This window comes from Pseudomonas sp. 300 (assembly GCF_055803035.1).
Window position 1 is genome coordinate 1730322 of the sequence record NZ_JAVLRV010000002.1, and the last position, 25902, is coordinate 1756223.

The 25902-nt window shown below is 60.4% G+C and carries 23 protein-coding genes; 2 read left to right on the forward strand and 21 right to left on the reverse strand.

Annotation, left to right across the window (positions count from 1 at the left end; all coding sequences use genetic code 11):
- The 11 genes from Q7W83_RS14435 to arnB all read right to left on the reverse strand — a co-directional run.
- Window positions 1-187: hypothetical protein (locus tag Q7W83_RS14435; protein WP_473656245.1), on the reverse strand; the 187-nt coding region annotated here is incomplete at its 3' end.
- Complete coding sequence (locus Q7W83_RS14440; protein WP_150634288.1) at window positions 184-1050, reverse strand: DUF4123 domain-containing protein; 867 nt, start codon at window positions 1048-1050, stop codon at window positions 184-186. The genes Q7W83_RS14435 and Q7W83_RS14440, both read right to left, overlap by 4 nt.
- The gene (gene tssI / locus Q7W83_RS14445; protein ID WP_473656246.1) at window positions 1047-3047 is read right to left on the reverse strand and encodes a type VI secretion system tip protein TssI/VgrG; all 2001 of its coding nucleotides are present in this window, start codon (window positions 3045-3047) and stop codon (window positions 1047-1049) included. Before tssI ends, Q7W83_RS14440 begins: the two co-directional genes overlap by 4 nt.
- Window positions 3048-3328: 281 nt before the next feature.
- Window positions 3329-4708 carry a UDP-glucose dehydrogenase family protein gene (locus Q7W83_RS14450; protein ID WP_150637075.1) on the reverse strand — a complete coding sequence of 460 codons (1380 nt, stop codon included), beginning with the start codon at window positions 4706-4708 and terminating at the stop codon, window positions 3329-3331.
- Complete coding sequence (gene arnF, locus Q7W83_RS14455) at window positions 4705-5106, reverse strand: 4-amino-4-deoxy-L-arabinose-phosphoundecaprenol flippase subunit ArnF (RefSeq protein WP_150634291.1); 402 nt, start codon at window positions 5104-5106, stop codon at window positions 4705-4707. The genes Q7W83_RS14450 and arnF overlap by 4 nt, the downstream gene beginning before the upstream one ends.
- Complete coding sequence (arnE, locus tag Q7W83_RS14460; RefSeq protein WP_473656247.1) at window positions 5103-5447, reverse strand: 4-amino-4-deoxy-L-arabinose-phosphoundecaprenol flippase subunit ArnE; 345 nt, start codon at window positions 5445-5447, stop codon at window positions 5103-5105. The genes arnF and arnE overlap by 4 nt, the downstream gene beginning before the upstream one ends.
- Entirely contained in the window at window positions 5444-7093 is a 1650-nt protein-coding gene (gene arnT, locus Q7W83_RS14465; RefSeq protein ID WP_473656248.1) for a lipid IV(A) 4-amino-4-deoxy-L-arabinosyltransferase, read from the reverse strand. Before arnT ends, arnE begins: the two co-directional genes overlap by 4 nt.
- The gene (gene arnD, locus Q7W83_RS14470; protein ID WP_150634294.1) at window positions 7090-7974 is read right to left on the reverse strand and encodes a 4-deoxy-4-formamido-L-arabinose-phosphoundecaprenol deformylase; all 885 of its coding nucleotides are present in this window, start codon (window positions 7972-7974) and stop codon (window positions 7090-7092) included. Before arnD ends, arnT begins: the two co-directional genes overlap by 4 nt.
- Complete coding sequence (arnA, locus tag Q7W83_RS14475) at window positions 7974-9965, reverse strand: bifunctional UDP-4-amino-4-deoxy-L-arabinose formyltransferase/UDP-glucuronic acid oxidase ArnA (protein WP_150634295.1); 1992 nt, start codon at window positions 9963-9965, stop codon at window positions 7974-7976. The genes arnD and arnA overlap by 1 nt, the downstream gene beginning before the upstream one ends.
- Window positions 9962-10981, reverse strand: coding sequence for an undecaprenyl-phosphate 4-deoxy-4-formamido-L-arabinose transferase (arnC, locus tag Q7W83_RS14480; protein ID WP_150634296.1), 1020 nt, complete (start codon window positions 10979-10981; stop codon window positions 9962-9964). The genes arnA and arnC overlap by 4 nt, the downstream gene beginning before the upstream one ends.
- Window positions 10978-12126 carry a UDP-4-amino-4-deoxy-L-arabinose aminotransferase gene (gene arnB / locus Q7W83_RS14485; RefSeq protein ID WP_150634297.1) on the reverse strand — a complete coding sequence of 383 codons (1149 nt, stop codon included), beginning with the start codon at window positions 12124-12126 and terminating at the stop codon, window positions 10978-10980. Before arnB ends, arnC begins: the two co-directional genes overlap by 4 nt.
- A gap of 401 nt (window positions 12127-12527) precedes the next feature.
- Here arnB and Q7W83_RS14490 point away from each other — a divergent pair, with 401 nt between their 5' ends.
- Window positions 12528-13418 carry a site-specific integrase gene (locus tag Q7W83_RS14490; protein WP_150634298.1) on the forward strand — a complete coding sequence of 297 codons (891 nt, stop codon included), beginning with the start codon at window positions 12528-12530 and terminating at the stop codon, window positions 13416-13418.
- Here Q7W83_RS14490 and Q7W83_RS14495 read toward each other — a convergent pair.
- From Q7W83_RS14495 to Q7W83_RS14540, 10 genes are all read right to left on the reverse strand, one after another.
- Window positions 13415-14485: an ABC transporter ATP-binding protein gene (locus Q7W83_RS14495; RefSeq protein ID WP_150634299.1), complete on the reverse strand. Its 1071-nt coding sequence runs from the start codon at window positions 14483-14485 to the stop codon at window positions 13415-13417. The two genes, Q7W83_RS14490 and Q7W83_RS14495, sit on opposite strands and share 4 nt — an antisense overlap.
- Window positions 14482-16080, reverse strand: coding sequence for an ABC transporter permease (locus Q7W83_RS14500; protein WP_473656249.1), 1599 nt, complete (start codon window positions 16078-16080; stop codon window positions 14482-14484). The genes Q7W83_RS14495 and Q7W83_RS14500 overlap by 4 nt, the downstream gene beginning before the upstream one ends.
- A gap of 3 nt (window positions 16081-16083) precedes the next feature.
- Window positions 16084-17097, reverse strand: a complete 1014-nt coding sequence (locus tag Q7W83_RS14505; RefSeq protein WP_150637057.1) for an iron ABC transporter substrate-binding protein — start codon at window positions 17095-17097, stop codon at window positions 16084-16086.
- Between the two features lie 141 nt (window positions 17098-17238).
- Window positions 17239-17799 carry a PqiC family protein gene (locus tag Q7W83_RS14510; RefSeq protein WP_150634302.1) on the reverse strand — a complete coding sequence of 187 codons (561 nt, stop codon included), beginning with the start codon at window positions 17797-17799 and terminating at the stop codon, window positions 17239-17241.
- A 17-nt stretch (window positions 17800-17816) separates the two neighbouring features.
- Complete coding sequence (locus Q7W83_RS14515) at window positions 17817-19472, reverse strand: PqiB family protein (protein WP_150637052.1); 1656 nt, start codon at window positions 19470-19472, stop codon at window positions 17817-17819.
- Window positions 19453-20103 (reverse strand): paraquat-inducible protein A, encoded by a 651-nt coding sequence (locus tag Q7W83_RS14520; protein WP_150634304.1) that lies wholly within the window; start codon window positions 20101-20103, stop codon window positions 19453-19455. Before Q7W83_RS14520 ends, Q7W83_RS14515 begins: the two co-directional genes overlap by 20 nt.
- Entirely contained in the window at window positions 20100-20696 is a 597-nt protein-coding gene (locus tag Q7W83_RS14525) for a paraquat-inducible protein A (RefSeq protein WP_150634305.1), read from the reverse strand. The genes Q7W83_RS14520 and Q7W83_RS14525 overlap by 4 nt, the downstream gene beginning before the upstream one ends.
- 223 nt (window positions 20697-20919) lie before the next feature.
- On the reverse strand, window positions 20920-22221 hold the full coding sequence (locus Q7W83_RS14530) for an NAD(P)/FAD-dependent oxidoreductase (protein ID WP_473656250.1): 1302 nt from the start codon (window positions 22219-22221) through the stop codon (window positions 20920-20922).
- Window positions 22218-23306: a polyamine ABC transporter substrate-binding protein gene (locus tag Q7W83_RS14535; RefSeq protein ID WP_473656251.1), complete on the reverse strand. Its 1089-nt coding sequence runs from the start codon at window positions 23304-23306 to the stop codon at window positions 22218-22220. The genes Q7W83_RS14530 and Q7W83_RS14535 overlap by 4 nt, the downstream gene beginning before the upstream one ends.
- Window positions 23307-23461: 155 nt before the next feature.
- Window positions 23462-24820 carry a glutamine synthetase family protein gene (locus Q7W83_RS14540; protein ID WP_473656252.1) on the reverse strand — a complete coding sequence of 453 codons (1359 nt, stop codon included), beginning with the start codon at window positions 24818-24820 and terminating at the stop codon, window positions 23462-23464.
- A 161-nt stretch (window positions 24821-24981) separates the two neighbouring features.
- On the opposite strand from Q7W83_RS14540, the gene Q7W83_RS14545 reads away from it, so the two are divergent.
- Window positions 24982-25893, forward strand: a complete 912-nt coding sequence (locus Q7W83_RS14545; RefSeq protein ID WP_150634309.1) for a helix-turn-helix domain-containing protein — start codon at window positions 24982-24984, stop codon at window positions 25891-25893.
- The last annotated feature ends 9 nt before the right edge of the window (window positions 25894-25902 follow it).

Genomic DNA, 25902 nt, shown 5'->3' on the forward strand with positions numbered 1-25902 from the left:
TAGGACGCGTGGTGAGGGCATACGACAGCTTCAGTTCGGCACTCGGGTCGAGGGGCTTTTCCACCAGCCCGTAACGCAAGGGCAGCAGCTGCACGTGGGTTTGCCGCAAAGGGCAGGCGCCGAGAGAGCCGATGGGCGATTTAGACGCGGCAGCCGCAGCGAGGTCGGCAGGGTGTGGCTTGTTCATGGGCGGCCTCGTTGGCTAGTCCATTGGCGAGCCAGGTCAGCGGCCAGCACGATGCGCTCGCCGACGGGTTGCAGGGAAGGGTTATGCAGCAGTCGATTGATCTCGGGATGCTGGCCTAGGGGGGACCCGTCCAGCCGGGCCATGACATTCGCGTAATAGAACAGCCCGGACGGGTTATCCAGGCCCAGGGCGCTGGCTTCGGTTTCCAGTTGTTCCAGCATTGACCAGCGTTCGGCCACAGTTTCGCTGCCATGGCGTTCGGGGAAGTGCTTGAGCAGGTGCGCGTCGAGTTCGAGCAGTACGCGTCGACGGTCAACCAGGTCCAGCGCCAAGCTCTGCTCAGCACTCAGACGATAGGGTATTGGCAAGTCCGGGCATTCCGGCTGGCGAGGCTGATGACGATGCCATGTGGCGCCGACGCTATCGGCGGTCACCACACAGGACAACGGGCCGAACAAGCGCTGATCGTTGCTGCTGAACAAAGCCTTCGCGACGGCGGCATCGGCCAGTCGCAGGAAAACCTGCAACCCGTCTGGTAACTCAACGGTCAGCAGTTTGCGCAAGTGCTGCGCCACCTCATGCGCCGGTTTGGGGCTGAACAACAGCACGCCCCATTCTTCCTGCGCGCGTGGCACAAAGAACTGAAAAAAATCCGCGTCAGGTTGTTCCATCGCCACCAGCAGCGGTGAGATATCGCGCAGCGCATTGAAGGGCGTGCTGTCATACAGGGCGAGGATGCTGGCGCCGGGGCTCAGTGTCTTCAGGCGCTGCGGCAAATCGCTCAGGGTCGCGCCGTCCAATAACAGGAACGCGTGCTGCTCACTCCACGGCAGGTTTTCAGGAAGGGAAGTCGAGAGTTTCATGCTTGGGCAGCCTCGCAAATCAGGCAACGCGAGGCGCGGGTTGAAATCAGCGCATGACGTTGTTGGGCCGCATCAAACGTCACTTTCAGCAAGGGCAGGGCGCCCGGCATCAGCGGCTCCGCCGGCAAGCTCACGGGCGGAGCGCCGCCCACCAGAATCGGCACGCTGCTGAAAATGCCTTCCGGCCCCAGCGTTAGCCATTGTCCGCCGCCCATGAGCGCCAGGTACGTCCCGCCACTGATGGCGACTTGTTGAACGGCGCTGAAGTGGAGCTGTTGTGTGGCGCTGAGTCGTTGATTGGCGACGCGCACATGCTGATCGCCAAGGACCAACAGGTGGTCATCCTGTTTGAGTTCGGTCAGGCGGTTGCCATGGGTCAAGTGGCGCTCTTCGCCGCGCAGGTCATGACTGCTTATGCCACCGACCACCACGTTGCGCTGGTTGTCGACTTGAATGCGCTCATCGTTCAGAACGTGCTGCACGAAGTCGCGCTGCGCACGCAGGGCAATTTCCTCGGCGCCTTTTCTGTCCTCGATGCGCAGTTCGTTGTAACCACCACCGCCGGGGCTGCTGTGGCTGCGGAAAATGCTGCGGGTCTGTTCCGCGGGCAAATCCAGTGGCACCGGGGTCGAGGCGTTGGGCAGACAGCACAAGACGTAGGGTTTGTCCGGATCGCCATCGGTAAAACCTACCTGCACCTCCATGCCGACGCGCGGGATCTGCACGCTGCCGTAACGGTCATGAGCCCAGCCGGTAGCGACTCGTAGCCAGCAGCTCGATTGTTCGTTTTGCTGGCCGTCGCGGTCCCACAGCAGCTGGACTTTCACTCGACCGTACTGATCGCAATAAATCTCTTCACCGGGTGGACCGGTGACGACGGCGTGCTGGTTGCCCTTCATATGGGGCTTGGGGTGTTCAAGGGCTGGTCGGAATATCACGTCCCAGGGTGTGGCGACGAAGTGGTTACGGTAGCCCTGACTGAAACCATCCTGCGCAGTAACGTCGCTCGTCTGCTCTTCCAGCACTTGGGGTTGCAAGCCGACATGCTCGACCTGCGTCAACAACCACAGGCCATTGCGTTCAGGGCATGGGTGCTCCGTCATCTCGACAAAGTGGCCGCTGCGCAGGGCGCTTTGGTCACTGCGGCCGTTGGCCACCTGGTAATCGGCGCGGTGGCGCTCAAGTGCCTGATGGGTGAGCTGTTGGCCGCGGTCACGATGGATGAATTGCCCTGGAAATGCGTAGTCCTCAAGGTGCGGCAGCAGAGGGTTTTCAGACTCGCTGTCGAGTTGCACGCGTGGTTTCTCGAAATTGTAATCACGACGGCTGACGTGGGTCGGGCGGGTATTCAGTTGTAGCTTGAATTGGTCAATCACTGGCGCATGCGCGACCATGCCACTGGCTTGCCTGTAGGCGGTTGACCGTTCTGGTTTCGAAAAACTGGTTTGATCGTCACCGAACACCAGCACATGCCCCTCGGCGCTATGCTGAAAGTGGAAGTGCAAACCTTCTTCTTCACACAGCCTTTGAAGAAAATGCATGTCCGTCTCGTACTGAACACAATACAGCCGGGGCCGGTACTCGGCATTCAGTTGAAAGCGCCAGGTATCGGCCTGCATTCCCTGATCTTTCAGTACTTTTGCAATGATCTGCGGCACGCTGAGGTTTTGAAAAATGCGCTGGTTGTGGCAATGGGAGAGATAGGTGAGGTGCGGCACCAGGGTCATCTGGTAACGGGTCAGACGCTTGCCCGAATCCCCTTCGGCAACTGTATAGACTTGGCCGTGGATGCCGGAACCGTCAGCTCCGAAGCGCAAAAAAGCCGAGCGATGATGAAGCGACTTGATGTCCAGGTCGCGGCGTTCTCCGACCAGTTCGAGATTGACTTCATAGGGTTGATTCAGCGCTTCCCTGGCGCGGAATTCGAGTACCTGCAAGTCGCGGGGAAAACCTTGAATGTCGAGGGTGAAAACGACGGGTTTAACGGCGCTGAACATCCACATTTCCTTGTGTCTATTTCAAGACACAGGACTTTGCGTGGATCGGCTCATTGATGAATGTCAGACGAATCGCTATTTGGCGTAGGGCGAGTCCGTTAAGTTGCAATCTACGGTCAGCGACGCATGGCTGTAGGAGGGGTCTGTAGGGAGGGCGTGAAACTCCGTTGTATCGGGGGCGCTAAGCGCAGGAAACGACTGGCAAACCCCGGCACTGAACAACATCAGTGCCAGCAGCCCCATCCCCAGGGACTGCTGACAAATGCTCAGCGAGTTAACGATCAAGCGACGTCGGAAGCCACCGGCCATTGCTGATGCGGAATCGGCAACTTGCGCGATTCACCGCGCCCCATCGGAAAGTACATAAACCCGCTGCGCGCCAACCGGTCTGCGTCATACAGATTGCGTCCATCGAAGATCACCGGCGCCTTCAACCGTTGCTGAATCAGGTTGAAATCCGGCGCCTTGAACTGCTGCCACTCGGTGCAAATGATCAAGGCATCGGCGCCCGCCAACACCGATTCCGGGGTGCCCATCAGCATCAATTTCGCTTCGTCCGGGTACAACTGCTGGGTTTCCTGCATCGCTTCGGGGTCGAACGCCCGGACGCTCGCACCCGCGGACCACAGCGACTCCAGCAGCACGCGGCTGGGCGCGTCGCGCATGTCGTCGGTGTTGGGTTTGAACGCCAGCCCCCACACAGCGAACGTCTTGCCCTGCAAATCGCCTTTGTAGAACGCGTTGATGCGTTCGAACAACTTGTGTTTCTGCCGCTGGTTGATGGCTTCCACTGCTTGCAGCAAATCGCTGGAGCAATGCGCTTCTTCGGCGCTGTGGATCAGGGCGCGCATGTCCTTGGGGAAACACGAACCGCCATAACCGCAGCCGGGGTAGATGAAGTGATAGCCGATGCGCGAATCGGCGCCGATGCCCAGGCGTACCGATTCGATGTCGGCGCCCAGGTGTTCGGCCAGTTCGGCGATCTGGTTGATAAAACTGATCTTGGTCGCCAGCATGCAATTGGCGGCGTACTTGGTCAGCTCGGCGCTGCGCAGGTCCATGAACATGATTCGGTCATGGTTACGGTTGAATGGCGCATAAAGGTCGCGCATGACATCGCGCACGTCATCGTTTTCGCAGCCGATGACGATACGGTCCGGACGCCGGCAATCGGCGACCGCCGAACCTTCTTTCAAGAACTCCGGGTTGGAGACGATCTCGAACTGCAGTAATCGGCCAACTTTGATCAGGCATTTGTCGATGTGCGCACGCAGGGTATCGCCGGTGCCCACGGGAACCGTGGATTTCTCCACCAGAATCACCGGATGTTCGCGATGACGGGCCACCGCTTCGCCCACCGACAGCACGTACCGCAAGTCCGCCGAACCATCGTCCCGGGACGGTGTGCCGACCGCAATGAACAACACCTGACCGTGCTGCACCGCGAATTTTTCATCGGTGGTGAACTGCAACCGCTTGGCCTCAAGGCTTTCGCGCACCAGGCTGGCCAGCCCCGGCTCGAAAATGCTCACGTGGCCTTGTTGCAGCAATTCGACTTTCTTCTCGTCGATGTCCATGCAGACCACGTCGTGGCCGACTTCAGCCAGGACAGCGGCCTGCACCAGGCCAACGTAACCGCTACCAAATACACTGATTTTCATAGGTCACTCCTGAGTGTGGGCGCGTGAGCGGGTCGAGCGTTGATGGTGATGACGCCCAGAATGACCAGGGCCACCCCGAGGCTTTTGCAAAGGCTGAAGTCTTCGTTGAACACCGGCAGGACGGCGGCGAGCAGGTACACCAGCGCGTAGCTGATGCTCAGTACCGAGTACGCCCGGCCCAGCGGTACATCGCGCAGGGCCACGAGCCAACTGAGCATCGACAGGGCGTAGGCGAGGATCGCGGCCAGCACCACCGCGACCGCGGTCGGGTCGATGTTGGCGGCCAGCACGTGTTCCGGTGGCGGCAGGCGCGTCATGCTCCAGCGCATGCCCAGCTGCGCGGCACTGCCGAGCAGCACACTGCCCAGCGCGAAGGAGATGCCCCGGCGCAGGATCATGTGTTCAACCCCAGCAGAATCACGCCACCGATCACCAGCGCCACGCCCATCCAGTGGCGGCAGTCGATGGCTTCGTGGAAGAGAAAGCGGGCGATCAGGGTGATCAGCACGAAATTGAGGCTCAACATTGGATAGGCGACGCCGACTTCAAGGCGCTGCAACACCAGCAGCCACACCAGCAAACCCGCGCCCAACGCAGCGAGGGCCAGCCACAGCCATGGCGAACGCAGTTTTTTGCCCCAACCCGACGGCGTGACGCGCCAGCTCTCCACGGCGTATTTCTGGGCGATCTGGCCCAGACAGGTCAGCAGGCAGGCCGCCAATACCAGCAACAGGCTCATGACGCACCCTGAGGGAAAATCAGAATCACAAGGTTGCCTTGTTCATAGCGTTTGCCATCCTTGGGCAAGCGGTCGATTTCACGCAGTTCGTCTTCACCCTTGACCCGCATCAGCACGCCCACCGAGCCACGCTGGCGGGCGTCGTGCATCCACTGTTGAACGCGATCAGGGTCGACGCGCTGCGACGCGCCGTCAGGATAAGCGAGGCCATATTTCAGTTCGCCTATCGTGTTGTACAGCGCCACGTCCGGGCGTTTCAGGCGCCAGGCCAGGGCCGAGGCAGCGCCCAGATCGTTGCTCAATAAGGTGCCGGTCTCGCCAAGTTCCCGGGCATGTTCAAGGACAAACTGGTCGGGCATTTTGTTCGCCACCACCGATTCGGGCATGGCGGACGGCAGGATCCCGATCAGCAGCAGGCTGCCAAACGCCGGCGCCGCCCAGCATTGCAAGGGCCGAAAGGCTTGCAGCACGTTGGCCATGATCCAGCCGATCAAGCAGATGAATACCAGCACAAGGTTGTGCAGTTCATGGTCGTACAGCGGCTTTTTCAGTTGCAGATAGACCAGCGCGAGGAGGACGGTGATGCCCAGAATCAAATTGAGCAGGCCATTGAAACCCAGCACCCGGCCTTGCTCCAGGCGCAGGCGATCAGCCAGCGTGTGGCCCAGCAGCAAGGCCAGAGGCAGCAGGCACGGCAGGATGTAGCTGGGCAATTTGCCGTTGCTGATGCTGAAAAACAGCAGCGGCATCAGCAGCCACAGCAACAGAAAAGCAATGTTTGCCTGCCTGCGGGTTTGCCACGCCTGGCGAAGCGCCGAGGGCAAGAGCGCCATCCACGGCAGACTGAATGCCACCAGCAACGGCAGATAAAACCACCATGGCGCGTCATGCTGAGCGTCATCGCTGGCGAACCGCCGGATGTGCTCGTGCCAGAAGAAAAACCGCCAGTAATCGGGTTCCTGCGCGTGCACCGCCAAGGCCCAGGGCAGGCTCACGACGAGGGCCACGGCAATCGCAACCGGGCCATAGATCAACAATTCACGCCCGCGTTTTTGCCAAAGCATCCAGGGCAGGGCGATCAGCACCGGCAGCAGCCAGGCCAGAAAGCCCTTGGTCAGAAAACCCATGCCACAGGCCAGGCCCAAGGTTGCCCAAGCGATCAGGCGCCGAGGGCGGGTGGCACTGTCCAACGCGAACCACAAGGCGACCAGACTCAGGTTGACCCAAAAAGTGAATTGCGGGTCGAGGTTGGCGTAACCGGCCGCGCCGGCAACCACGGTGAAACTCATGTACAGCAGCGCGCAGGCAAAACTTTTGCGCGGCTCGTTCCACAATTGGCAGGCGATCAAGTAACACAGCATCACACTGAGCCCGGTGCTGAGCGCCGAAGCAATCCGCACACCGAACAGGTTGTCACCAAACAGCGCCTGACCGAGGGCGATCATCCAGTACCCAGCCACCGGTTTTTCAAAATAGCGCAGGCTCATGAAGTGCGGCGAGACCCAATTGCCGCTCAAGAGCATGTCCTGGCTGATCTGCGCGTAACGGGTTTCGTCGGGAATCCACAGGCCGTGCGTACCCAATGGCAGCAGATAACCCAGCAAAAACAGGCCCAGCAGTAGCGGTAATGCCCAGCGTTGGCTCATGCGCCTTGCACTCCCAGCCAGCCTTCACGACCTGCGAACGCACCGCGTACCACGCGACCGGCCGGCAAAGTGTCTGGCGTCTGCGGCAGCCATTCGCCCAAGGGTTGAAAGCCGATCCCACGCCCACGCGCATCGGCCAGCAGTTGACGGAAAGCATCGGCCAGCAGAATCCCTTCCACTTCGGCATGCACCGTGTAGACGTTGAGTTTTTCCGCGGAAAACCGGTCAAGCAATAACGCGTTGAAGTCCTTGGCCGCAAGGCTTGGGCCGACCACCTCGTCGAAGGTGGGCAGGTCCACCGGGATCTGCGGCGTGCCCAGCCCACCCCCGGCCAATGTCGGGCGGAACAGGCTGTGGCCACGGCAATCGCTGTTGTAGCGAAAGCCGAAACCCTGTTTAGCCTCGATCACGCGCGCGTCGGCGCGCCAACCGGCAGCGGCCGAGCACTGGACTTTTTCCCCGAGGATATCGCTGAGCGTGTCCACGCCCTGGCGAATCTGCTCGATCAACTGCGCGTCGCTCCAGCGCCCGGCATTGGCCTGCCAGCCGTGGTGATCCCAGGCATGCAGACCGACTTCATGCCCGGCGGCGAGGGCCTGACGCATCAAGTGCCCGAGGTCGCGGCCGATCGGTTTACCCGGCCACGCGGTGCCGGCCAGCAAGATGTCCCAGCCGTACAACCCGGGGGCGTTGGAGCGCAGCATCTTCCACAGGAACTGCGGGCGAGTCAGGCGCCACAAATGACGACCCATGTTGTCCGGCCCGACGCTGAAGAAAAACGTCGCTTTGACCTGGGCTTCATCGAGCATCTCGAGCAGACGTGGCACGCCATCACGGGTGCCACGGTAGGTGTCGACATCAATCCGAAGGCCCGCCTGCATCAGTGTTTGTCCGCGATTTCGAGCATCGCTTCACGCAAGAAGAAGTCCAGGGTGTTGCCGATGGTTTTGCTCATCTCCACGGTCGGCGCCCAGTCCAAAAGCAGCCTGGCGTTGTCGATGCTCGGCTTGCGGTGGGACACGTCCTGGTAACCGGTGCCGTAAAACGCCTTGCTTTCGACGTCACGGAACCCGGCGAACGGCGGGAAGTTGTCGCGCAGCGGGTGCGCTTCGAACTGACGCAACAGCTCTTCGCCCAATTGACGGATGCTGGCTTCGTTGTCCGGGTTACCGATGTTGATGATTTGACCGTTGCAGGCATCGTTTTCGTTATCGATGATCCGCGCCAGCGCTTCGACGCCGTCGGCGATGTCGGTGAAGCAGCGCTTTTGTTCACCGCCATCGAACAGGCGGATCGGTGTGCCTTCCACCAGATTAAGGATCAGTTGCGTGATCGCCCGGGAGCTGCCGATGCGCGCCGAGTCCAGTCGGTCGAGGCGCGGGCCCATCCAGTTGAAGGGGCGGAACAGGGTGAAGTTCAGGCCTTTCTGGCCGTAGGCCCAGATCACGCGGTCGAGCAATTGCTTGGAGGTCGAGTAGATCCAGCGCTGCTTGTTGATCGGACCCACCACGAGGTTGGACGTGTCCTCGTCGAAGTTGGCGTCCTGGCACATGCCATAGACTTCCGAGGTCGAGGGGAAAATCACGCGCTTGTTATATTTGACGCAATAGCGAACCAGTTTCAGGTTTTCTTCAAAGTCCAGTTCGAACACGCGCAGCGGGTTGCGCGTGTATTCGATCGGCGTGGCAATCGCCACCAGCGGCAGGACCACGTCGCACTTCTTGATGTGGTATTCGATCCACTCGGAGTGAATGCTGATGTCGCCTTCGACAAAATGGAAATTCGCATGGCTGCGCAAACGTTCGATGGCGTCGCAACCAATGTCGAGACCATAGACCTCGTATCGGTCATCGCGCAGCAAACGCTCGGACAAATGATTGCCGATGAAACCGTTGACGCCGAGGATCAATACGCGAGTGCGCCGTGGTGCGCGCCCGGATTCGGTGCCGCGCAACAGGGAACCGTCGACCAGACCGAGTTCGCTGGCCAGTTGCGGGCCGCTCAGGTACAAGCCGTTGTCGTTGCGTTGACCGGCGCGGATCACCAGCGAATCTTCACCACAGGCAATGCGCAACGGATCGACGCTGATGACCCGGCCCGGTGCCTGACCTTCGTTGCCCTTGACGACTTCAGCGCTCCAGACAATCAGTTTGTGTTCGCCAGCGGCGCAGTACGCGCCAGGGTACGGCTGGGTCACGGCACGCACCAGGTTGAACAGTTCTTCGGCCGGTTTTTGCCAAATCAACTTGCCGTCGGAGGGCGTGCGGCGACCGAACACGGTGGCTTGGGATTCGTCCTGCGCGGTTTCACTGACTTTGCCCTGAAGCAAGGCCGGCAGCGTGTCGCGCAACAGATCGGCAGCGGCCACGCGCAACTTGCCGTGCAGGCTCAGCGCCGTGTCGCTACGGTCAATCGCCACCCGTTGTTGAGCAAGGATGGCGCCGGCGTCGGCACGCTTGACCATGCGGTGCAGGGTCACGCCGGTTTCACTTTCACCGTTGACCAGCACCCAGTTGGCTGGCGCACGTCCGCGATAGCGCGGCAGCAACGAACCGTGCAGGTTGAACGCGCCTTTACGGGCCGTGGCCAGCAACGGTTCGCTGAGCAGGTGGCGGTAGTAGAACGAGAACAGGTAATCGGGGTTGAGTTGACGGATGCGTTCGATCCACAGTGGATGATTGACGTCTTCCGGTGCGTGCACGGGGATCCCCCGGCGGGCGCACAGTTGCGCAACCGAGCCGTAGAAGGTGTTTTCCTGCGGATCATCGGCATGGGTGAACACGGCGGCAATCTCGTAACCGCTGGCGAGCAGGGTTTCGATGCCGGCACAGCCAATATCGTGATAGGCGAAGACAACAGCGTTTGCGCTCATGAGAGAACCTGATCTGAAGAAGTGGAAGTGAGACCGTCGACGGTGACCACAGGCGCCGGGGTGGCCGGCTGGCTACGCAGGACTTTTTCGATGAAAAAGCGCGGACGCGCACGGACGTCGCTGTACATGCGCCCGAGGTATTCACCCAGCAAACCCATGCCGATGAACTGGCCACCGGTAAACACGAACAGCACGGCGAACAGCACAAACGTGCCGTCACCCGCCCAACTCGCGCCGAACACCAGCCGCAACACGATCAGTGCCGTGGCGAACGCCACACCCAATCCGGCCATGGCGAAGCCGACGATGCTCAGCAACCGCAGCGGGGTGGTGGTCATGCAGGTGATCAGGTCGAACATCAGATTGACCAGACGCATGGGGCTGTACTTGGATTCGCCGTGTTCGCGCTCGGCGTGAGTCACCAGGATTTCCGTGGTGTGTCGGGCGAAGCTGTTGGCCAGGATCGGAATAAAGGTGCTGCGTTCGCGGCAGGCGAGCATGGCGTCGACGATGGTCCGGCGGTAAGCCCGGAGCATGCAGCCGTAGTCACTCATGGCGACACCGGTGGAGCGCTGGACCGCGAGGTTGATCAGTTTCGACGGCCAACGGCGCAGGGCCGAGTCCTGACGATTGCTGCGCACCGTGGCGACCACGTCATAGCCGAGTTCAGCCTGAGCCACCAATCGCGGAATCTCTTCGGGCGGGTTTTGCAGATCGGCATCGAGGGTGATGACCACATCGCCCTTGCACTGCTCGAAACCGGCCATGATTGCCGCGTGCTGGCCGTAATTGCGGTTGAGAATGACCGCCACCACCGGACTGCAATCGCGACTGGCGGCCTCCTCGAGGATGTGCGCCGAGTGGTCGCGACTGCCGTCATCAACCAACACGATTTCGTAGTCATGGTGCAATTGCTGGCACGCCGTTTCGGTGCGCCTGAGCAATTCAGGCAGGCTGTCCTGTTCGTTGTAGACCGGGATGACTATCGACACGCAACGGATCGGGTAAGGTTTCACAGGCGTCTGTCCAATGTGCTTTCAATGGCGCTGACCACTCGGTCGACGTCGTCGAGCGTCATGTCGGGGAACAACGGGATCGAACACAGGCGTGCCGAGTTCCATTCGGTATTGGGCAGGTAGATGTTGGGGAATCGCTGGCGGTAGTAGGTGTGCAGGTGCGTGGCGATGAAGTGAATGCCGGTACCGATGTTGTGTTCCTGCAAGGACTTCATGAACGCCTCACGGTCCAGTCCGCAGCGTTCGGCGTCGATACGCAAGATGAACAGGTGCCAGGCGTGCTGTTGCGGGTAGGCCGCAATGGCCAGCGGTTGCACCGGTGAGCCTTCCAGCCGTTGCAGGTAAGCTTTTGCCAGCGCTGTACGCTTGGCGTTGATGTCGTCCAGACGCTGCAGTTGCACCAGTGCGATGGCGGCATTGATGTCGGCCAGGTTGTATTTGAACCCCGGCTCGATCACCTGCGCCTGGGGCTTGCGGCCGTGGGTCAGGCGGTCGTAGGCATCGACGCCGAGGCCGTGAAACTTGAGCATGCGCACTCGGCTGGCCAGCGTTTCATCGTCAGTGACGAACATCGCGCCCTCGGCGCAGGTCATGTTCTTGATCGCGTGGAACGAGAAGATCGCCGTGCCTTTCGCGCCGACGTGACGGTTTTTGTAAACGGTGCCCGCCGCATGGGCGGCGTCTTCGATCACCGGGATGCCGTGTTTGTCGGCCAACGCGTAGAGCGGATCGAGATCGAACGCCGCGCCGGCGTAGTGCACCGGAATGATCGCCCGGGTGCGCGGGGTGATGGCCGCTTCGATGTGCTCGACGCTGCTCATCAGCGTGTCGCGGTCAACGTCGACAAACACCGGCGTCGCGCCCAGCAGGCAGATCATGTTGGCGGTGGAGACCCAGGTCTGGGACGGCGTGATGACTTCGTCGCCGGGACCAATGCCCAACGCCAGTAACGTGACATGCATGGCGCCAGTGGCCGAGGACAGTGCCACGGCATGGCGGCAGCCAACATAGTTGGCGAAGTGTTCTTCGAGTTGCTGGTTTTTCGGCCCGGTAGTGATCCAGCCAGAGCGCAAAACTTGCTCTACGGCCGCAATTTCCTCATCGCCGATACTGGGGCGGGAGAAGGGGAGAAAAGCCTGACTCATGGAGAACCTCAGGGCGTAGGAAGTCCTTCAGCCAAAGGGCCGAAAGAAACAGAGTTTCAGTGGTTTAGTAACCTGTCTGGCACGAACCGCATTTGACTTTTGCGGCCATGGGCGGCAGGTTGAGTGCCCATCGCGGCTCACCGGACATATAAGAGGTTAGGCGCGTTTTTGTGAAAGGAACATGAAAAACCGGTGGGCGAATCGTTTATCCGAAGTCTATTAAGCCTGTGTTCAGACTTCTGCCGTTCATCGCGTTATTGCGTAGAAAAGTCCTACAGAAGTGTCCCGCTTTATATGAAGAATGTTTCAATCCTTAGTTGTTTTAATGAACTGTTTCCACTCAAGGCCGTTTTGTTTTGATTGACTTACCTGTTGCTGATTCAACTGCTGCAAAGAACCCGATGACCGTGTATCTGGCGCGACTGGCGCCGTCCAGCCAACTGACCATGCGCTATGTGTTGCAGGACGCCGCCGATCGCCTGGGCTTCGAAGACATGAACGTCGAGGACATTCCCTGGCACGAGCTGCAGCCCGAGGATGTGATCGCGCTGGTCGCGGCCTTGCGCGAGGATGGCTACGCACCGAATACGTCGTCGCTGTACGTCAACGCTGTGCGTGGGGTGATGAACGAAGCGTGGCGCATGAGCCTGATCAGTCAGGAGCACTTGCTGAAAATGCGCTCGGTCAAAGGCATTGCCGGCACACGGCTGTCGCAGGGGCGCAATCTGCGGCGCTCACTGATTCAGGAGATGATGGCGGTTTGTGCCGCCGACCCACGGCCACAAGGTTTGCGCGACGCGGCGATCATCGGGATTTTGTACGGCTCGGGCATGCGTAAATCGGAGTCGGTGAACCTCGACCTGAATCAGGTGGATTTCACCGAGCGCAGCCTGCGGGTGACCGCCAAAGGCAACAAACAACTGATCAAGTACGCACCGGCCTGGGCGTTCGCCAAACTGGATGCCTGGCTGGAGCTGCGCCGTTCGCAGCTCAAGGACGGCGAAGTGGACGATCCGTTTCTGTTCAATCGCATCCGTCGCGGCAGTCACATCACCCGCGAGCGCATCACCAAACACGCGATCTATTACATCGCCCGCCAGCGGGGTGCGCAGGTCGGGGTGAAAATCATGCCGCATGATTTTCGACGCTCGTTCATTACCCGCGTGATTGAGGAGCACGATTTGTCGATCGCGCAGAAACTCGCGCATCACAGCAATATCCAGACGACCGCCAACTACGACGTGCGCGATGACAACGAGCGGCGACGGGCCGTGGACCGCTTCGATCTTTAAGGTTCACTCAGCACATGGGCATGCCCGATGGTCGAGACCTGAACCGCACTGCCGGTAGGTGGCGCGTACAAGCCTGAACTGCGCACCATGAGTGTGCGGCCAGGCTGTTGCGCTGAAGGCAAAGACTCCAGCTCCACGGTCAAGGTGCAGGTATTGCCGCTGAAATCCCGCTCGGTCACTACCGCGCGGCATCCAGCGACCTCTACGTCGTTTGACACGATGCCGATCAGTTGCAACTGCTCGGGCCGCAGCATGATCTGCGCGCAGCGGTTGTTGCGATGGTTGTTGACCGGGATCCGCCCCAGATCACAATGCGCCCAGCCGGCCTCGATCCTGGCGGGCATGACCACCGCATCGCCGAGGAACAGTGCGGTTTGTTCGTCGCCGGGATAGCGGTAAAGATCCAGTGGATGACCTGACTGCACCAGTTGCCCTTCGCGCATGACCGCCAGTTGATCGGCAAATGACAGCGCTTCGCTCTGGTCATGGGTGACCAGAATGGTGGTGACACCGGCATCGGCCAGCAGCCGCGCAACCAGTTTGCGCATGGCGGCGCGCAAGCCGGTATCGAGCGCGGAAAATGGCTCATCCAGCAACATCAGGCGTGGCTGTTGCGCCAGCGCTCGCGCCAGTGCCACACGTTGTTGCTGGCCGCCGGAAAGCTCATGGGGCCAACGATTGGCCATGCTGGAATCCAGTGCCACGCTGTCCATCAGTTCGGCAATACGCTCGTGTTTCATGGCGCCCTTGGTCGACAGGCCGAAACCGATGTTGGCGGCCACGGTCATGTGCGGAAACAGGGCGCCGTCCTGCGGGACATAACCGATCTGGCGTTGATGCGCCGGGACTTCGTGGGTGTCGTCCACCAACGTCTGGCCATTGAACGTCAGGCGGCCCGAGTCCGGAAACTCGAAACCGGCGATCATGCGCAGCAAGGTGGTTTTGCCCGAACCGGAAGGCCCGACGATCACCGTGCGGCTACCCGTGGGCACCGACAGGCTGATGTTTTCCAGGGCTCGATGCGCGCCATAGGATTTGCAGATCGAATGCAGTTCAAGAGCGTTCATCGGCCAGCCGTTCGTTTGGATTGGTGATAGAGGAGCCCGGTCAAAGGAAGTGACAGCAGGATCATCAGCAAGGCATAAGGCGCCGCGGCGGCGTAGTCGATCTCGCTGGTCAACGCCCAGAACCCGGTCGCCAGCGTGCGCGTGCCGTTCGGGGCGAGCAGCAGGGTGGCGGTCAATTCATTGGTGATCGCCAGGAACACCAGCGCGGCACCCGCAGCAGCACCAGGCGCGGCGAGGCGCAGGGTAATCAACCACAACGCACGACCGGGCGAGCGGCCGAGACTGCGGGCGATGTTCTCCAGCTCAACCGGCGCCTGAGCGATGCCCGCCCGCAAACTCACCAGCGCACGGGGCAAAAACATCAGCAAATACGCCAGCAGCACGGTGATCGTGGTCTGATAAATCGGCCGGGCGAAATGCACCGTGACCGTCACCAACGCCAGGGCGACCACAATGCCCGGCAACGAACTGGTGATGTAGTTGCAGCTTTCAAGGACCCGTTGCAGCCGACCCGGCGAGCGGATCGACAGCCACGCAATCGGAATCGCCGCGCAGGTGGTGAGAGCCGCTCCGGCAACCCCGAGCAGCAGCGTCTGTTGCAGCGCCGGCATCAGCTCGGCCATCTGCCAGACCTGCGAGCCACCGGCGATCAGCCACTTGCCCAAGGTGATCAACGGCACCCCCAGCGCGAGGGCGCAGGTCACGATCTGCAAGGTGAGCGCGAGCACGGTTGGCAGTTTTTTCAGGCGCACGACCTGCTGTTCCCGGGCGCTCCCGGAACCAACGCGGGCATACCGCGCATTGCCACGCGCCGCCGATTCGACGGTCAGCATCGCCAGGCAACACAGCGCGAGCACACCCGCCAGCATGTTCGCGGCTGGCCCGTTGAAGGTGGATTTGAACTGATCGAAGATCGCCGTGGTGAAGGTGTCGAAGCGGATCATCGCGTACAGGCCGTATTCGGCGAGCAGGTGCAGCCCGACCAACAAGGTGCCGCCACAAATGGCCAGACGCAGCTGCGGCAGCACCACGCGAAAAAACACTGCCCAAGGTTTGAGCCCCATCGATTGCGCGACATCTTCGATGGCCGGATCGAGCCGACGCAACGTCGCCGCAATCGGCAAGTAGAGGAAAGGGAAGTAGGCGATGACCGACACCAGAGCCCCGGCAAACAGCCCGTGAATCGGCGGCACCAGACTGACCCAGGCATAGCTGTGAACGAATGCCGGGACCGCCAGCGGCGCGGTCGCCAGCAACGACCACCAGCGCCGCCCCGGCAGATCGCTGCGCTCGGTCAGCCAGGCGAGTGTCACGCCCAGCGCGACGCACAGGGGAATCGTGATCAGCACCAGCAATACTGTGTTGATGAACAGCTCGCCGACCCGTGGCCGAAACACCAGTGCGAGCAAGGTTGTCCAGCCGGTTTGCACGGACGCGCCGATGACAAAAGCGATTGGCAGCAGCGCCAGCAGCGAAACCAGCACCGACAAACCGATCACCCATGCACCGCCGCGACCCACGAACACTCCGCGGGAGCGGCGGCGCAAATGTGCGGGTATCACCTCAGCGACGACCGCCGGTAATGTTTCAGGCATCAATTAGAGCAGTCCGGCCTGTGTCATCAGCTCAACGGCTTTTTTGCTGTCGAGTTTCGAGGCGTCGACTTTCGGCGCGTCGAGCTGCTGCAGGGGCACCAGTTTTGGGTTGGATTGCGCGTTCTTGCCGACCGCGTATTCAAACGAATTGCCGGTCTTGAGGATGGCCTGGCCGTCTTTGCCGGTCACCCACTTGAGGAACGCCTGGGCTTGATCCTTGTGTTTACTGGACGCCAGGACACCGCCACCGGAAATACTGACGAAGGCGCCCGGATCCTGGTGTTTGAAATAGTGCAGTGCGGTGTTCTTGCTGTTCTCGCCGGTCTTGGCCTGATCACCGAAGCGGTAATAGTGATAAATCACACCGCTGTCGATTTGCCCGGCGTTGACCGCTTTGAGCACGGAGCTGTTGCCCCGGTAGGCGGTAAAGTTGCTCTTCATGCCCTTCAACCACTCCAGGGTGGCGGCTTCGCCCTTGAGCTCCAGAACGGCAGCGACAATCGCCTGGAAGTCGGCACCGGCGGGCGAGGCTGCCCAGCGGCCTTTCCATTTGGCATCGGCGAGGTCCATCAACGACTTCGGCAGCTCGGCTTCGGGCAGTTTGGCCGGGTTGTAGACAAACACCGTGGAGCGCGCCGCGATCCCGACCCATTTGCCATGGGCCGGACGATAGGCCGCGTCGATTTGTTCGAGGGTAGTCGGCGCCACGGGCGCAAACAGCCCCGCGTTGTCCACCAGTACCATGGCCGGGGAGTTTTCGGTGAGGAACACGTCAGCCGGGGAGGCTGCGCCTTCCTGCACGATCTGATTGCCCATTTCCGTGTCGTCGCCATTGCGTACCGTGACCTTGATCCCGGTCTCCCTGGTAAAGCCTTCGACCCAGGCTTTGGTCAGGCTTTCGTGCTGGGCGTTGTAGACCACGATGCCGTCGGCATCCGCAGCGTAGACGTGGCCAGCACTCAGCAGGGCAGTAGCCAGCAGGGCTTTTTTGAGGAAAGAGGGGAAATGGCGATTCATGCGGTGGCGGCTCCCGTTATTTTAGAATCTTGGACGCTGACAGACCGGAAGGGTCTGTGAATGATTGTAGGTCAATACGAATCATTTGCAGCTTTGAGGCGGCGCCAAATGTAAGGGATGGAATGAGAAAAAAACGTCAATTCATTGCGCCACCGGGCAACCTTTCTGTGTGCCGCTCGCGGCCTGGTTGATCAACGCGGCCAGGCGCCTGACGTTGTTTTGCTGGGCCACCACCAAGTCATCAATGGACGGTCCTGAAGGTGTCTGCAACGTGCTGCGGCAGGTGATCAGCGTGTTATCACCTTCACCGGGATTGCGCAGACGCCATTTGACGTCGATCAAACCGTACTGCCCGGGTATCGAGTCGAAGCGTTGCACATCGAGGCGCACCGAGACTTTACGTTGCGGATTGCTGTTGGCCAGTTGATCGACTAATGCGCTGCGCAACTCGTCCACCAGGCTCGCGGCCCACCATTGGGTCTCGAGAATCGCCAAACCACTGTTGCCCTGACGAATGACGATCTGCGGGCGATCGACCTGAGGCGGTACGCTGAGGCCTTCGATCTGGATGTCTGCGCCGTTGCCGCGTGCGGTGCCGCTCAATTGAGTCGGTGTCAGCGTGTGGAACTGAATCGGGTCACTGCGGCAGGCGACAAGCAGTACACACGCAGTGACCAAGCCAATCTTCAGCGAAAAAGCCATGGGTGTTGCTCCTGTGGTCAGTTGCGTGGTGGACCCTGCAGATCAGCCGGTGCTGCGTTGTTGGGCCGACCGCGAATCAGCGACTCTGGATGCCGGCCCAAGTAATCCGACAGTTCACGCAAGGAGCGCGACATGCGTCCGAGTTCGTCCAGGGTCTGGGTCAATTGCTCGCGTTGCGGCGAGTCCTCGGCGAGGGTCGAGCTGGCCGATTGCAGGGTCTTGCTGACGTCCGCTAGGGTGGTTTGCACGCCGGGCAAGGTCTTGGCGTTGAATTGCGCGAGGCCTTTGCGCAGCTCGACGAGGTTGCTGTCGAGGTTGCCGGCTATGCGTCCGATGGGCAGGTCGTTGATTTTGTTGACCATGCTTTCGAGTTTTTCCTGCAACTGTTCAAGGCTGCCGGGAATGGTCGGGATGGACACCGGCCGAGCGGTTGGATCGAACACGACTTTCTCTGCCTTCGGGTAGAAGTCGAGCGCTACATAGAGCTGACCGGTCAACAGGTTGCCGCTTCGGGCCTGTGCCCGCAGGCCGTTTTCGATGAAGGAGCCCATAAGCCTGACACCGGCGGCTTCGTCATTGGGGTCGTGCTTCAACGCCTCAAGCATTTTGGCGTGAGCCTGACCGAGCCGTTGCGGGTAGATCACGATGCCGACGTTGACCGGAAAGCTGCGCTTTTTTGCATCGAAATCCAGATTGACTGACACCACTCTGCCGAACTCGATGCCAAGGAATTCCACCGGCGCACCGACCTTCAGCCCCCGCAGTGCCTGGTCGAAACGCAAACTCAGGTATTGCGCCTTGCCGTTGGGCGGGGCGAGGGCGGTTTGCTGGTCTTCGAACAGCTCGAAGGCTTTTTCCTCGGTAGCCGATTTATCGTTGGGGCTGTATTCCGGGGCGCGGAAAGCGATGCCGCCCACCAGTATGGAGGACAGCGATTCGGTCTTTACTGCAAAACCGTTGGCCCCGACATTCACATCGATCCCGCTGGCATTCCAGAACCGGGTGTTTTCGGTGACGTAGGCGTCGTTGGGTGAATGGATAAAGACTTCGATGTTTACCCCTTTGCCGTCGGCGTCCAGGGCATAAGCGACGACCTGCCCGACGGGAATCTTGCGGTAGTAAACCGGCGAGCCGATGTCCAGTGAGCCGAGGTCCGGGGTATGCAACATGAAGCGCTTGCCCGGCTCGCCATAAGTGATCGGCGGCGGGTTTTCCAGGCCTTTGAAGTTCTTCGCCCGCGCATTGGCCTGGCCGATGTCGGCGCCAATGTAGTCCCCGGACAGCAGCGTATCGATACCCGACACGCCGCCGGCACCGATACGTGGCCGCACCACCCAGAATTGCGAGTCTTCACGGGTGAAGCTTTCCGCCTGCTTGGCCAGTTTGATGGTGGCGTTGACGCTTTTCTGGTCGTTGCTCAGTTCTACCCCGGAGACTTGCCCGATCACCACGTTACGGTATTTGACCTCGGTCTTGTTGGCGGTCAGGCCGCTGCCGGTCTTGAATGTGACGGTGATGGTCGGTCCTTCCTGCAGGATGCTGTGCACCACCAGCGAAATACCCACCAGCACCGCGATAATCGGGACTATCCATACCAAGGACACGCTGAAACGACGGGTCTTGATCGGGGCCTGCCCGGGAGCTTGCGGCCCGTCAGTGGCTTGCGACTTCATCCATGACCTCCTCGTGATTCGAATGGTGTTGGTCCCAGATCAAACGCGGGTCAAAACTCATGGCCGAGAGCATGGTAAACACCACCACCAGCCCAAAGAACAGAATGCCCGCGCGCGGTTCGATATCGGCCAGGGCTTGAAACTTCACCAGCGAAGCCACCAGGGCCACGACGATGACGTCGAGCATCGACCAATAACCGATGAGTTCAACGAGGCGAAACATTTTCGACCGCTCCTTGCGCGCCCACAGGCTGTCGCGTTGAACGGTCACCAGCAGCAGCGTCAGGGCGACGAACTTGATCCCCGGCACGGCGATGCTGGCGATGAAAATGATCAGGGCAATGTCCCAGGCGCCGTGCTGCCAGAAATCCAGCACACCGCCCATGATCGTGCTGTCGGCGCCGTTGCCGACCATTTTGGTGTTCATCACCGGCAACAGATTGGCCGGAATGTAAAACACCAGAGACGTGAGCAAATAGGCCCAGGTGCGGGTCAGGGAGTTGGTTTTGCGCCGATGCAGCGGTGCGCCGCAACGCTCGCATTCGTGAGGTTCGCCGGTCATGTCGCAAGCCAGGCCGCAGCTGTGGCAAAGGCACAGGTTGAGCTCGCTGGCGACTGGGGGCGTGGTCATAAGACATCCCACAGTTCACGGACATCGCGCCCGGCGATGCGGATCATCATCAGGCTGAGAATGGCCAGGGCAAACAGGCCGATGCCGGGCAGAACGTCGAGCAGCCCGGCAAGCTTGATCACCGCCACCATCGCCCCCAGCAGGCAGACTTCCAGCATGCTCCAGGGCCGCAGGGTTTCCAGCCAGCGCATACAGAACCTGAAACCCGGCGAGCGACGGGAGGCGAGGGCGAAACTCAGGACCCAGATCAGCAGCAGCAACTGGAAAATCGGCGCGATGATCATGGCGATGGCCGCCACCATAGCGATGAAGGTAATCGGGCCCAGACTCAGGGCCAGCACGGAATCCCACAGTGTCGCGCTGTTTTTCAAGCCTTTCAGGCTGATGCTCATGACCGGGTAGAAATTGGCGAACATCCACAGCGCCAGTGCGGTGACAGTCAGTGCCAGCCGCTGCTCCACCGTCAGGCCGTTATAGCGCTGAAGCACGCCACCGCAGCGCGTACAGAGGGTTTTCTGATGTTTGGCGAGCGTGACTTTTTGATACACGCAGTCGCAGTGCTCGCAGATGATCAGTTGGTCAGTCGTAGCCATAGGCCGCACTCGCCAGGACACAGGAAAGTCAGAGCACCTCCTCAATATAGAAGTGCCTTGTGAATGAGCAAATCGAAAGGCTCAAACGACCGATAGTCCGTGTCATCGTTCTTCGCGGGCAAGCCCGCTCCCACAAGGATCATCGTCGTTCACCAATGCTGTGTCCGCTGAAGATCCTGTGCGGGCTTGCCCGCGAAAGCGGTAGCTCAAACACGGTTGCGCTTTAACCGAGCACTTCACGCAGGCGATACCAGAACATGCCGAGTGCCAGCAACGGCGAGCGCAGCTTCGGGCCACCAGGAAAAGTCATGTGTGGCACGGCGCTGAATACGTCAAAGCCTTGGCTGTGCCCGGCATGAATCGCTTCGCCCAGAAGTTTGGCGCACCAATGGGTCACGTTCAGGCCGTGACCGGAATAACCCTGGGCGTAGAACACGTTCGGATGCTGGCTCAAGCGCCCGACCTGCGGAAAGCGATTGGCCGTGATGCCAATCTTGCCGCCCCACTGATAATCAATGCGCACATCGGCCAGTTGCGGGAACACCTTGAGCATTTGCGGGCGCATGTAGGCGGCGATGTCCGACGGATCACGCCCGGAGTAATGGCAGGCACCGCCGAACAACAAACGCCGGTCCGCCGAGAGCCGGTAGTAATCCAGGCCGACTTTCTGGTCGCACAGCGCCAGGTTCTGCGGGATCAATTGCTTTGCAACCTCCGGCGCCAAAGGCTCCGTGGCGATGATGTAGCTGCCTGCCGGCAGCACCTTGCCGCTGAGCTTCGGTTCGAGTTCGTCCAGATGTGCATTGCACGCCAACACCAGACTGCCGGCGCGCACCGTGCCACCGGCACAACGCACCTGCACGGTGTGGCCATGCATCAACTCGAGCACCGGGCTCTGCTCGAAGATCTGCACCCCAAGCGAACGCGCCAGTCGCGCTTCACCGAGCACCAGATTGAGCGGGTGCAAGTGCCCAGAGCCCATATCCACCAAGCCACCGGCATACACCCCCGAGTTCACCACCTGTTCACGAATCTGTTCCGGCCCGACCAAGCGCGTTTCATGGGCGTAACCCGAGCCGACAAGGCCTTCCTGCTCTGCCTTGAACGCCGCGAACTGTGCCTTGGTGTTGGCCAGTTCGCAAAAACCCCAACGCAAGTCGCAATCGATGCCGTGCTCGCGGATGCGCTTGCCCACCAGCTCGACCGATTCGGTCCCGGCGCGCTCCAGATAACGCACGCCTTCTGCACCGACGTGCCGGGCGAAACCGCTGACGTCGTGGCCAATGCCGCGAATCAACTGACCACCGTTGCGCCCGCTGGCGCCCCAGCCGATTTGACGGGCTTCCAGCAAAATCACCGAGAGCCCGCGCTGCGCCAGTTCGATGGCGGTGTTGACCCCGGTAAACCCGCCGCCGATCACGCAGACATCGGCTGCAAGGTCCTCCTCCAGCGCAGGGAAGGGCGTCAGCGTATGAGCCGATGCGGCGTAATAGGAGCGCGCATGTTCGTTGCTGTACTGATTCATTTGTTGGACTTCACTTTGCTCCAGGAACGGGTCATCAGCCGCATGATCGCCTGGGGCGGGGTGGTCGAGATGTAGAGCTTGTCGAGGACTTCCTGAGGCGGGTAAACCTCGGGATTGTTCACCAGCTCAGGGTCCATGTATTGCTTGGCGGCCGGGTTGGGGTTGGCGTAACCGACCGAGGCGCTGACCTTGGCGATGACTTGCGGGTCCAGCAGGTAGTTGATGAAGGCGTGAGCCTCCTTCGGGTTGCTGGCATCGGCGGGAATGGCCAGCAAATCGAACCACAAATTGCTGCCTTCCTTGGGGATCGCGTAAGCGATGTTCACGCCGTTCTTGGCTTCCTTGGCGCGGTTGGCGGCCTGGAACACATCACCCGAATAACCGAAGGCCACGCAAATGTCGCCGTTGGCCAGGTCCGACACGTACTTGGAGGAGTGGAAGTAGGTAATGTACGGGCGGATGCTCAACAGCTTGGCTTCGGCTTTTTTGAAGTCTTCCGGGTTCTCGCTGCGTGGGTCCATGCCCATGTAATTGAGGATCGCGGGGAACACTTCATCCGCCGAGTCCATCATCGACACGCCGCACTGGCTGAGTTTCTTGATGTTTTCCGGTTCGAACAGCACGGCCCATGAATCGATGTGATCAATGCCGAGCACTTGCTTGACCTTGTCGACGTTGTAGCCGATGCCGTTGGTGCCCCACAGGTAGGGGACCGAATGCTCGTTACCCGGATCGTTCTTCTCCAGCAGCGCCAGCAGTTTCGGGTCGAGGTTCTTGAAGTTCGGCAGCTGTGCGCGATCCAGTTTTAGGAACGCGCCGGCCTTCACCTGGCGGGCGAAGAAGTGGTTGGACGGCACCACCACGTCATACCCGGTACGGCCGGCGAGCAGTTTGCCCTCAAGGGTTTCGTTGGAATCGAAGACGTCGTAGATCACCTTGATCCCGGTTTTCGCCTGGAAGTCGGCGAGGGTGGTTTCGCCGATGTAATCGGTCCAGTTGTAGACGCTGACCTGTGGTTGAGCGTGCGCAACAGCGCTGAACAGGACTGCCAGCGCGGCCGGAACCACGGATTTCAATAGACGCATATCGACACCTCTTGGAATTATTGGGTTATTCAGGTGTTTCGCTATTCCTGTGGGAGCCAGCCTGCTGGCGATAGCGGTGGGCCAATCGATACAGAGGTTGGCTGTGCCGACGCTATCGCGAGCAGGCTCACTCCCACAGGGGATGTGTGTAGGGCTCAGACGCTGAGCAACAAAAATTCCCGCTCCCAGGAGCTGATCACCCGCTTGAAGTTCTCGTGTTCCGCTCGCTTGACCGCCACGTAACCGCGGACAAACTTGCTGCCCAGATAGCGCTCGATGGTTTCGCATTCTTCCATCTGCGTCAGCGCGTCTTCGATGGTGATCGGCAAGCGCAGGTTGCGTCGTTCATAGGCGCGGCCTTGTACCGCAGCACTCGGCTCGACGCGCTCGACCATCCCGAGGTAGCCGCACAGCAGGCTGGCAGCGATCGCCAGATAGGGGTTGGCATCCGCGCCCGGCAAGCGGTTTTCCACGCGCATCGCCTCGGGACTGGAGGTCGGCACACGCAGGCCCACGGTGCGGTTTTCTTCGCCCCACTCGACGTTCACCGGTGCCGAGGTATCCGGCAGGAAACGGCGGAACGAGTTCACGTTGGGCGCAAACATCGGCAGCACTTTGGGGATGTATTTCTGCAGGCCGCCAATGTAGTGCAGGAACAGTTCGCTCATCTGACCGTCGGCATTGGCGAAAATCGGCTTGCCGGTGGCGATGTCCACCACGCTCTGGTGAATGTGCATCGCGCTGCCCGGCTCATCGCCAATCGGCTTGGCCATGAACGTCGCCGCGACGTTGTGCTTGAGCGCGGCCTCGCGCATGGTGCGTTTGAACACGGTGATCTGGTCGGCGAGGTCCAGCGCATCGCCGTGACGGAAGTTGATTTCCATCTGCGCCGGGCCGTCTTCGTGGATCAGCGTGTCGAGGTCCAGGCCTTGCAATTCGCACCAGTCGTAGACGTCTTCGAACAACGGATCGAACTCGTTGGCGGCGTCGATGGAAAACGACTGACGGCCACTTTCCGCACGGCCCGAACGGCCGAGCGGCGCCTTGAGCGGCAAGTCCGGGTCTTCGCAACGCTGGGTCAGGTAAAACTCCATTTCCGGCGCGACAATCGGCTTCCAGCCCTTATCGGTGTAAAGCTGCAGGACTTTCTTCAACACGTTGCGCGGTGACAGTTCGATCGGGTTCCCGAATTTGTCGAAGGTGTCGTGGATCACGATCGCGGTAGGCTCGATGGCCCATGGGATCACGTAGACCGCGTCGGAAACCGGCTTGCACACCATGTCGATGTCGGCCGGGTCGAGCAGGTCGTAGTAGATGTCGTCGTCGACAAAGTCCCCGGTTACCGTTTGCAACAGCACACTTTCCGGCAGGCGCATGCCTCGCTCATGCAGGAACTTGTTGGTGGGTGCAATCTTGCCGCGTGCAATGCCGGTCAGGTCGCTGACGACACACTCGACTTCGGTAATCTTGTGATCTTTCAGCCACGTGAGCAGCTGATCGAAAGGGACATTCATAAAGACCTCGTTATTGGTTTTATTAACGCCGGGGAGGGTGGTTTCATCCGCCACACACTTCCCCTGGGACGCGTTGACGACTATCTTGGGCGAGCCTTGACGTTCCATCTATCCACTTTCAGCAGCACCAAAACGCACCAAACGAGTGCGTAAGGTCACCCATGACAGCGTGCAATCCATTGCAGGTCCAAGCGTTCAACACCGCCGATGTCGCCGAACAAATCCGCGCCACACCCGGTTGGGTCCAGCAGTACCAGCAGATGTCGCCGGGGCATTTCGCCGGGCGGGTGCGATATCTGGACCTGCAAGGCGTAGAGATTTACGAGGAACACATGAACACCCGGGTCGAACAGAATTTCAGCGCGCCCGAGGGTTCACTGGCGTTCTGTTTCGATCGCAGCGACAACGCGCTGTACGTGTTGAATGAAGAAAGCCGCAACATCTGGATCACCCCGGAGAACTACCAGGAAATTGCCGTGGTGTTCGGGCCTGAGTTCGTTCAGCGCCACGGCCTGAATGTCGCCAGGCTCGAAGGGTTGTTCATGGCGCCGCTGAATTCGGGGCAGAACGCGCTGTTCAGTCGCTGGCTGAGCGGAACCTTGACTCGTTTGGCGCAGACCCTCGATCCGCCGAGCAAAGAGGCGTTGACCCAGCAATTGCTGGAAGACTGTCTGTACATCCTCGACAACGCGTGCGTCTGCCTGGACCGCGGCGGTTTGCAGCGTCGCGCCGAAGAGCGGGCGGTGATGAAACGCATCGGCGAATGGGCGGCCGATTCCCCGGAAGAAACCTTGAATTTGCTCGAGCTGTCCCAGGTCGCCGGGGTTTCGCTGCGTCAGTTGCAGCACGCGTTCAAGGCGTATACCGGCATGACGCCGACGCACTGGTTGCGCCTGCGCCGGCTCAACAGCGCCCACCGCGAACTGCTCAGCCGCTCACCCATGGAAACCACCGTGGCCGAAGTGGCGATGCAGTGGTCGTTCTGGCATTTGGGGCGATTTTCCAGCAGTTATCGCGCGCTGTTCAAAGAGCTGCCGAGCGAAACGCTCAAGCGCGTTGGCCGTCAGTCATAAGTCGGGGGA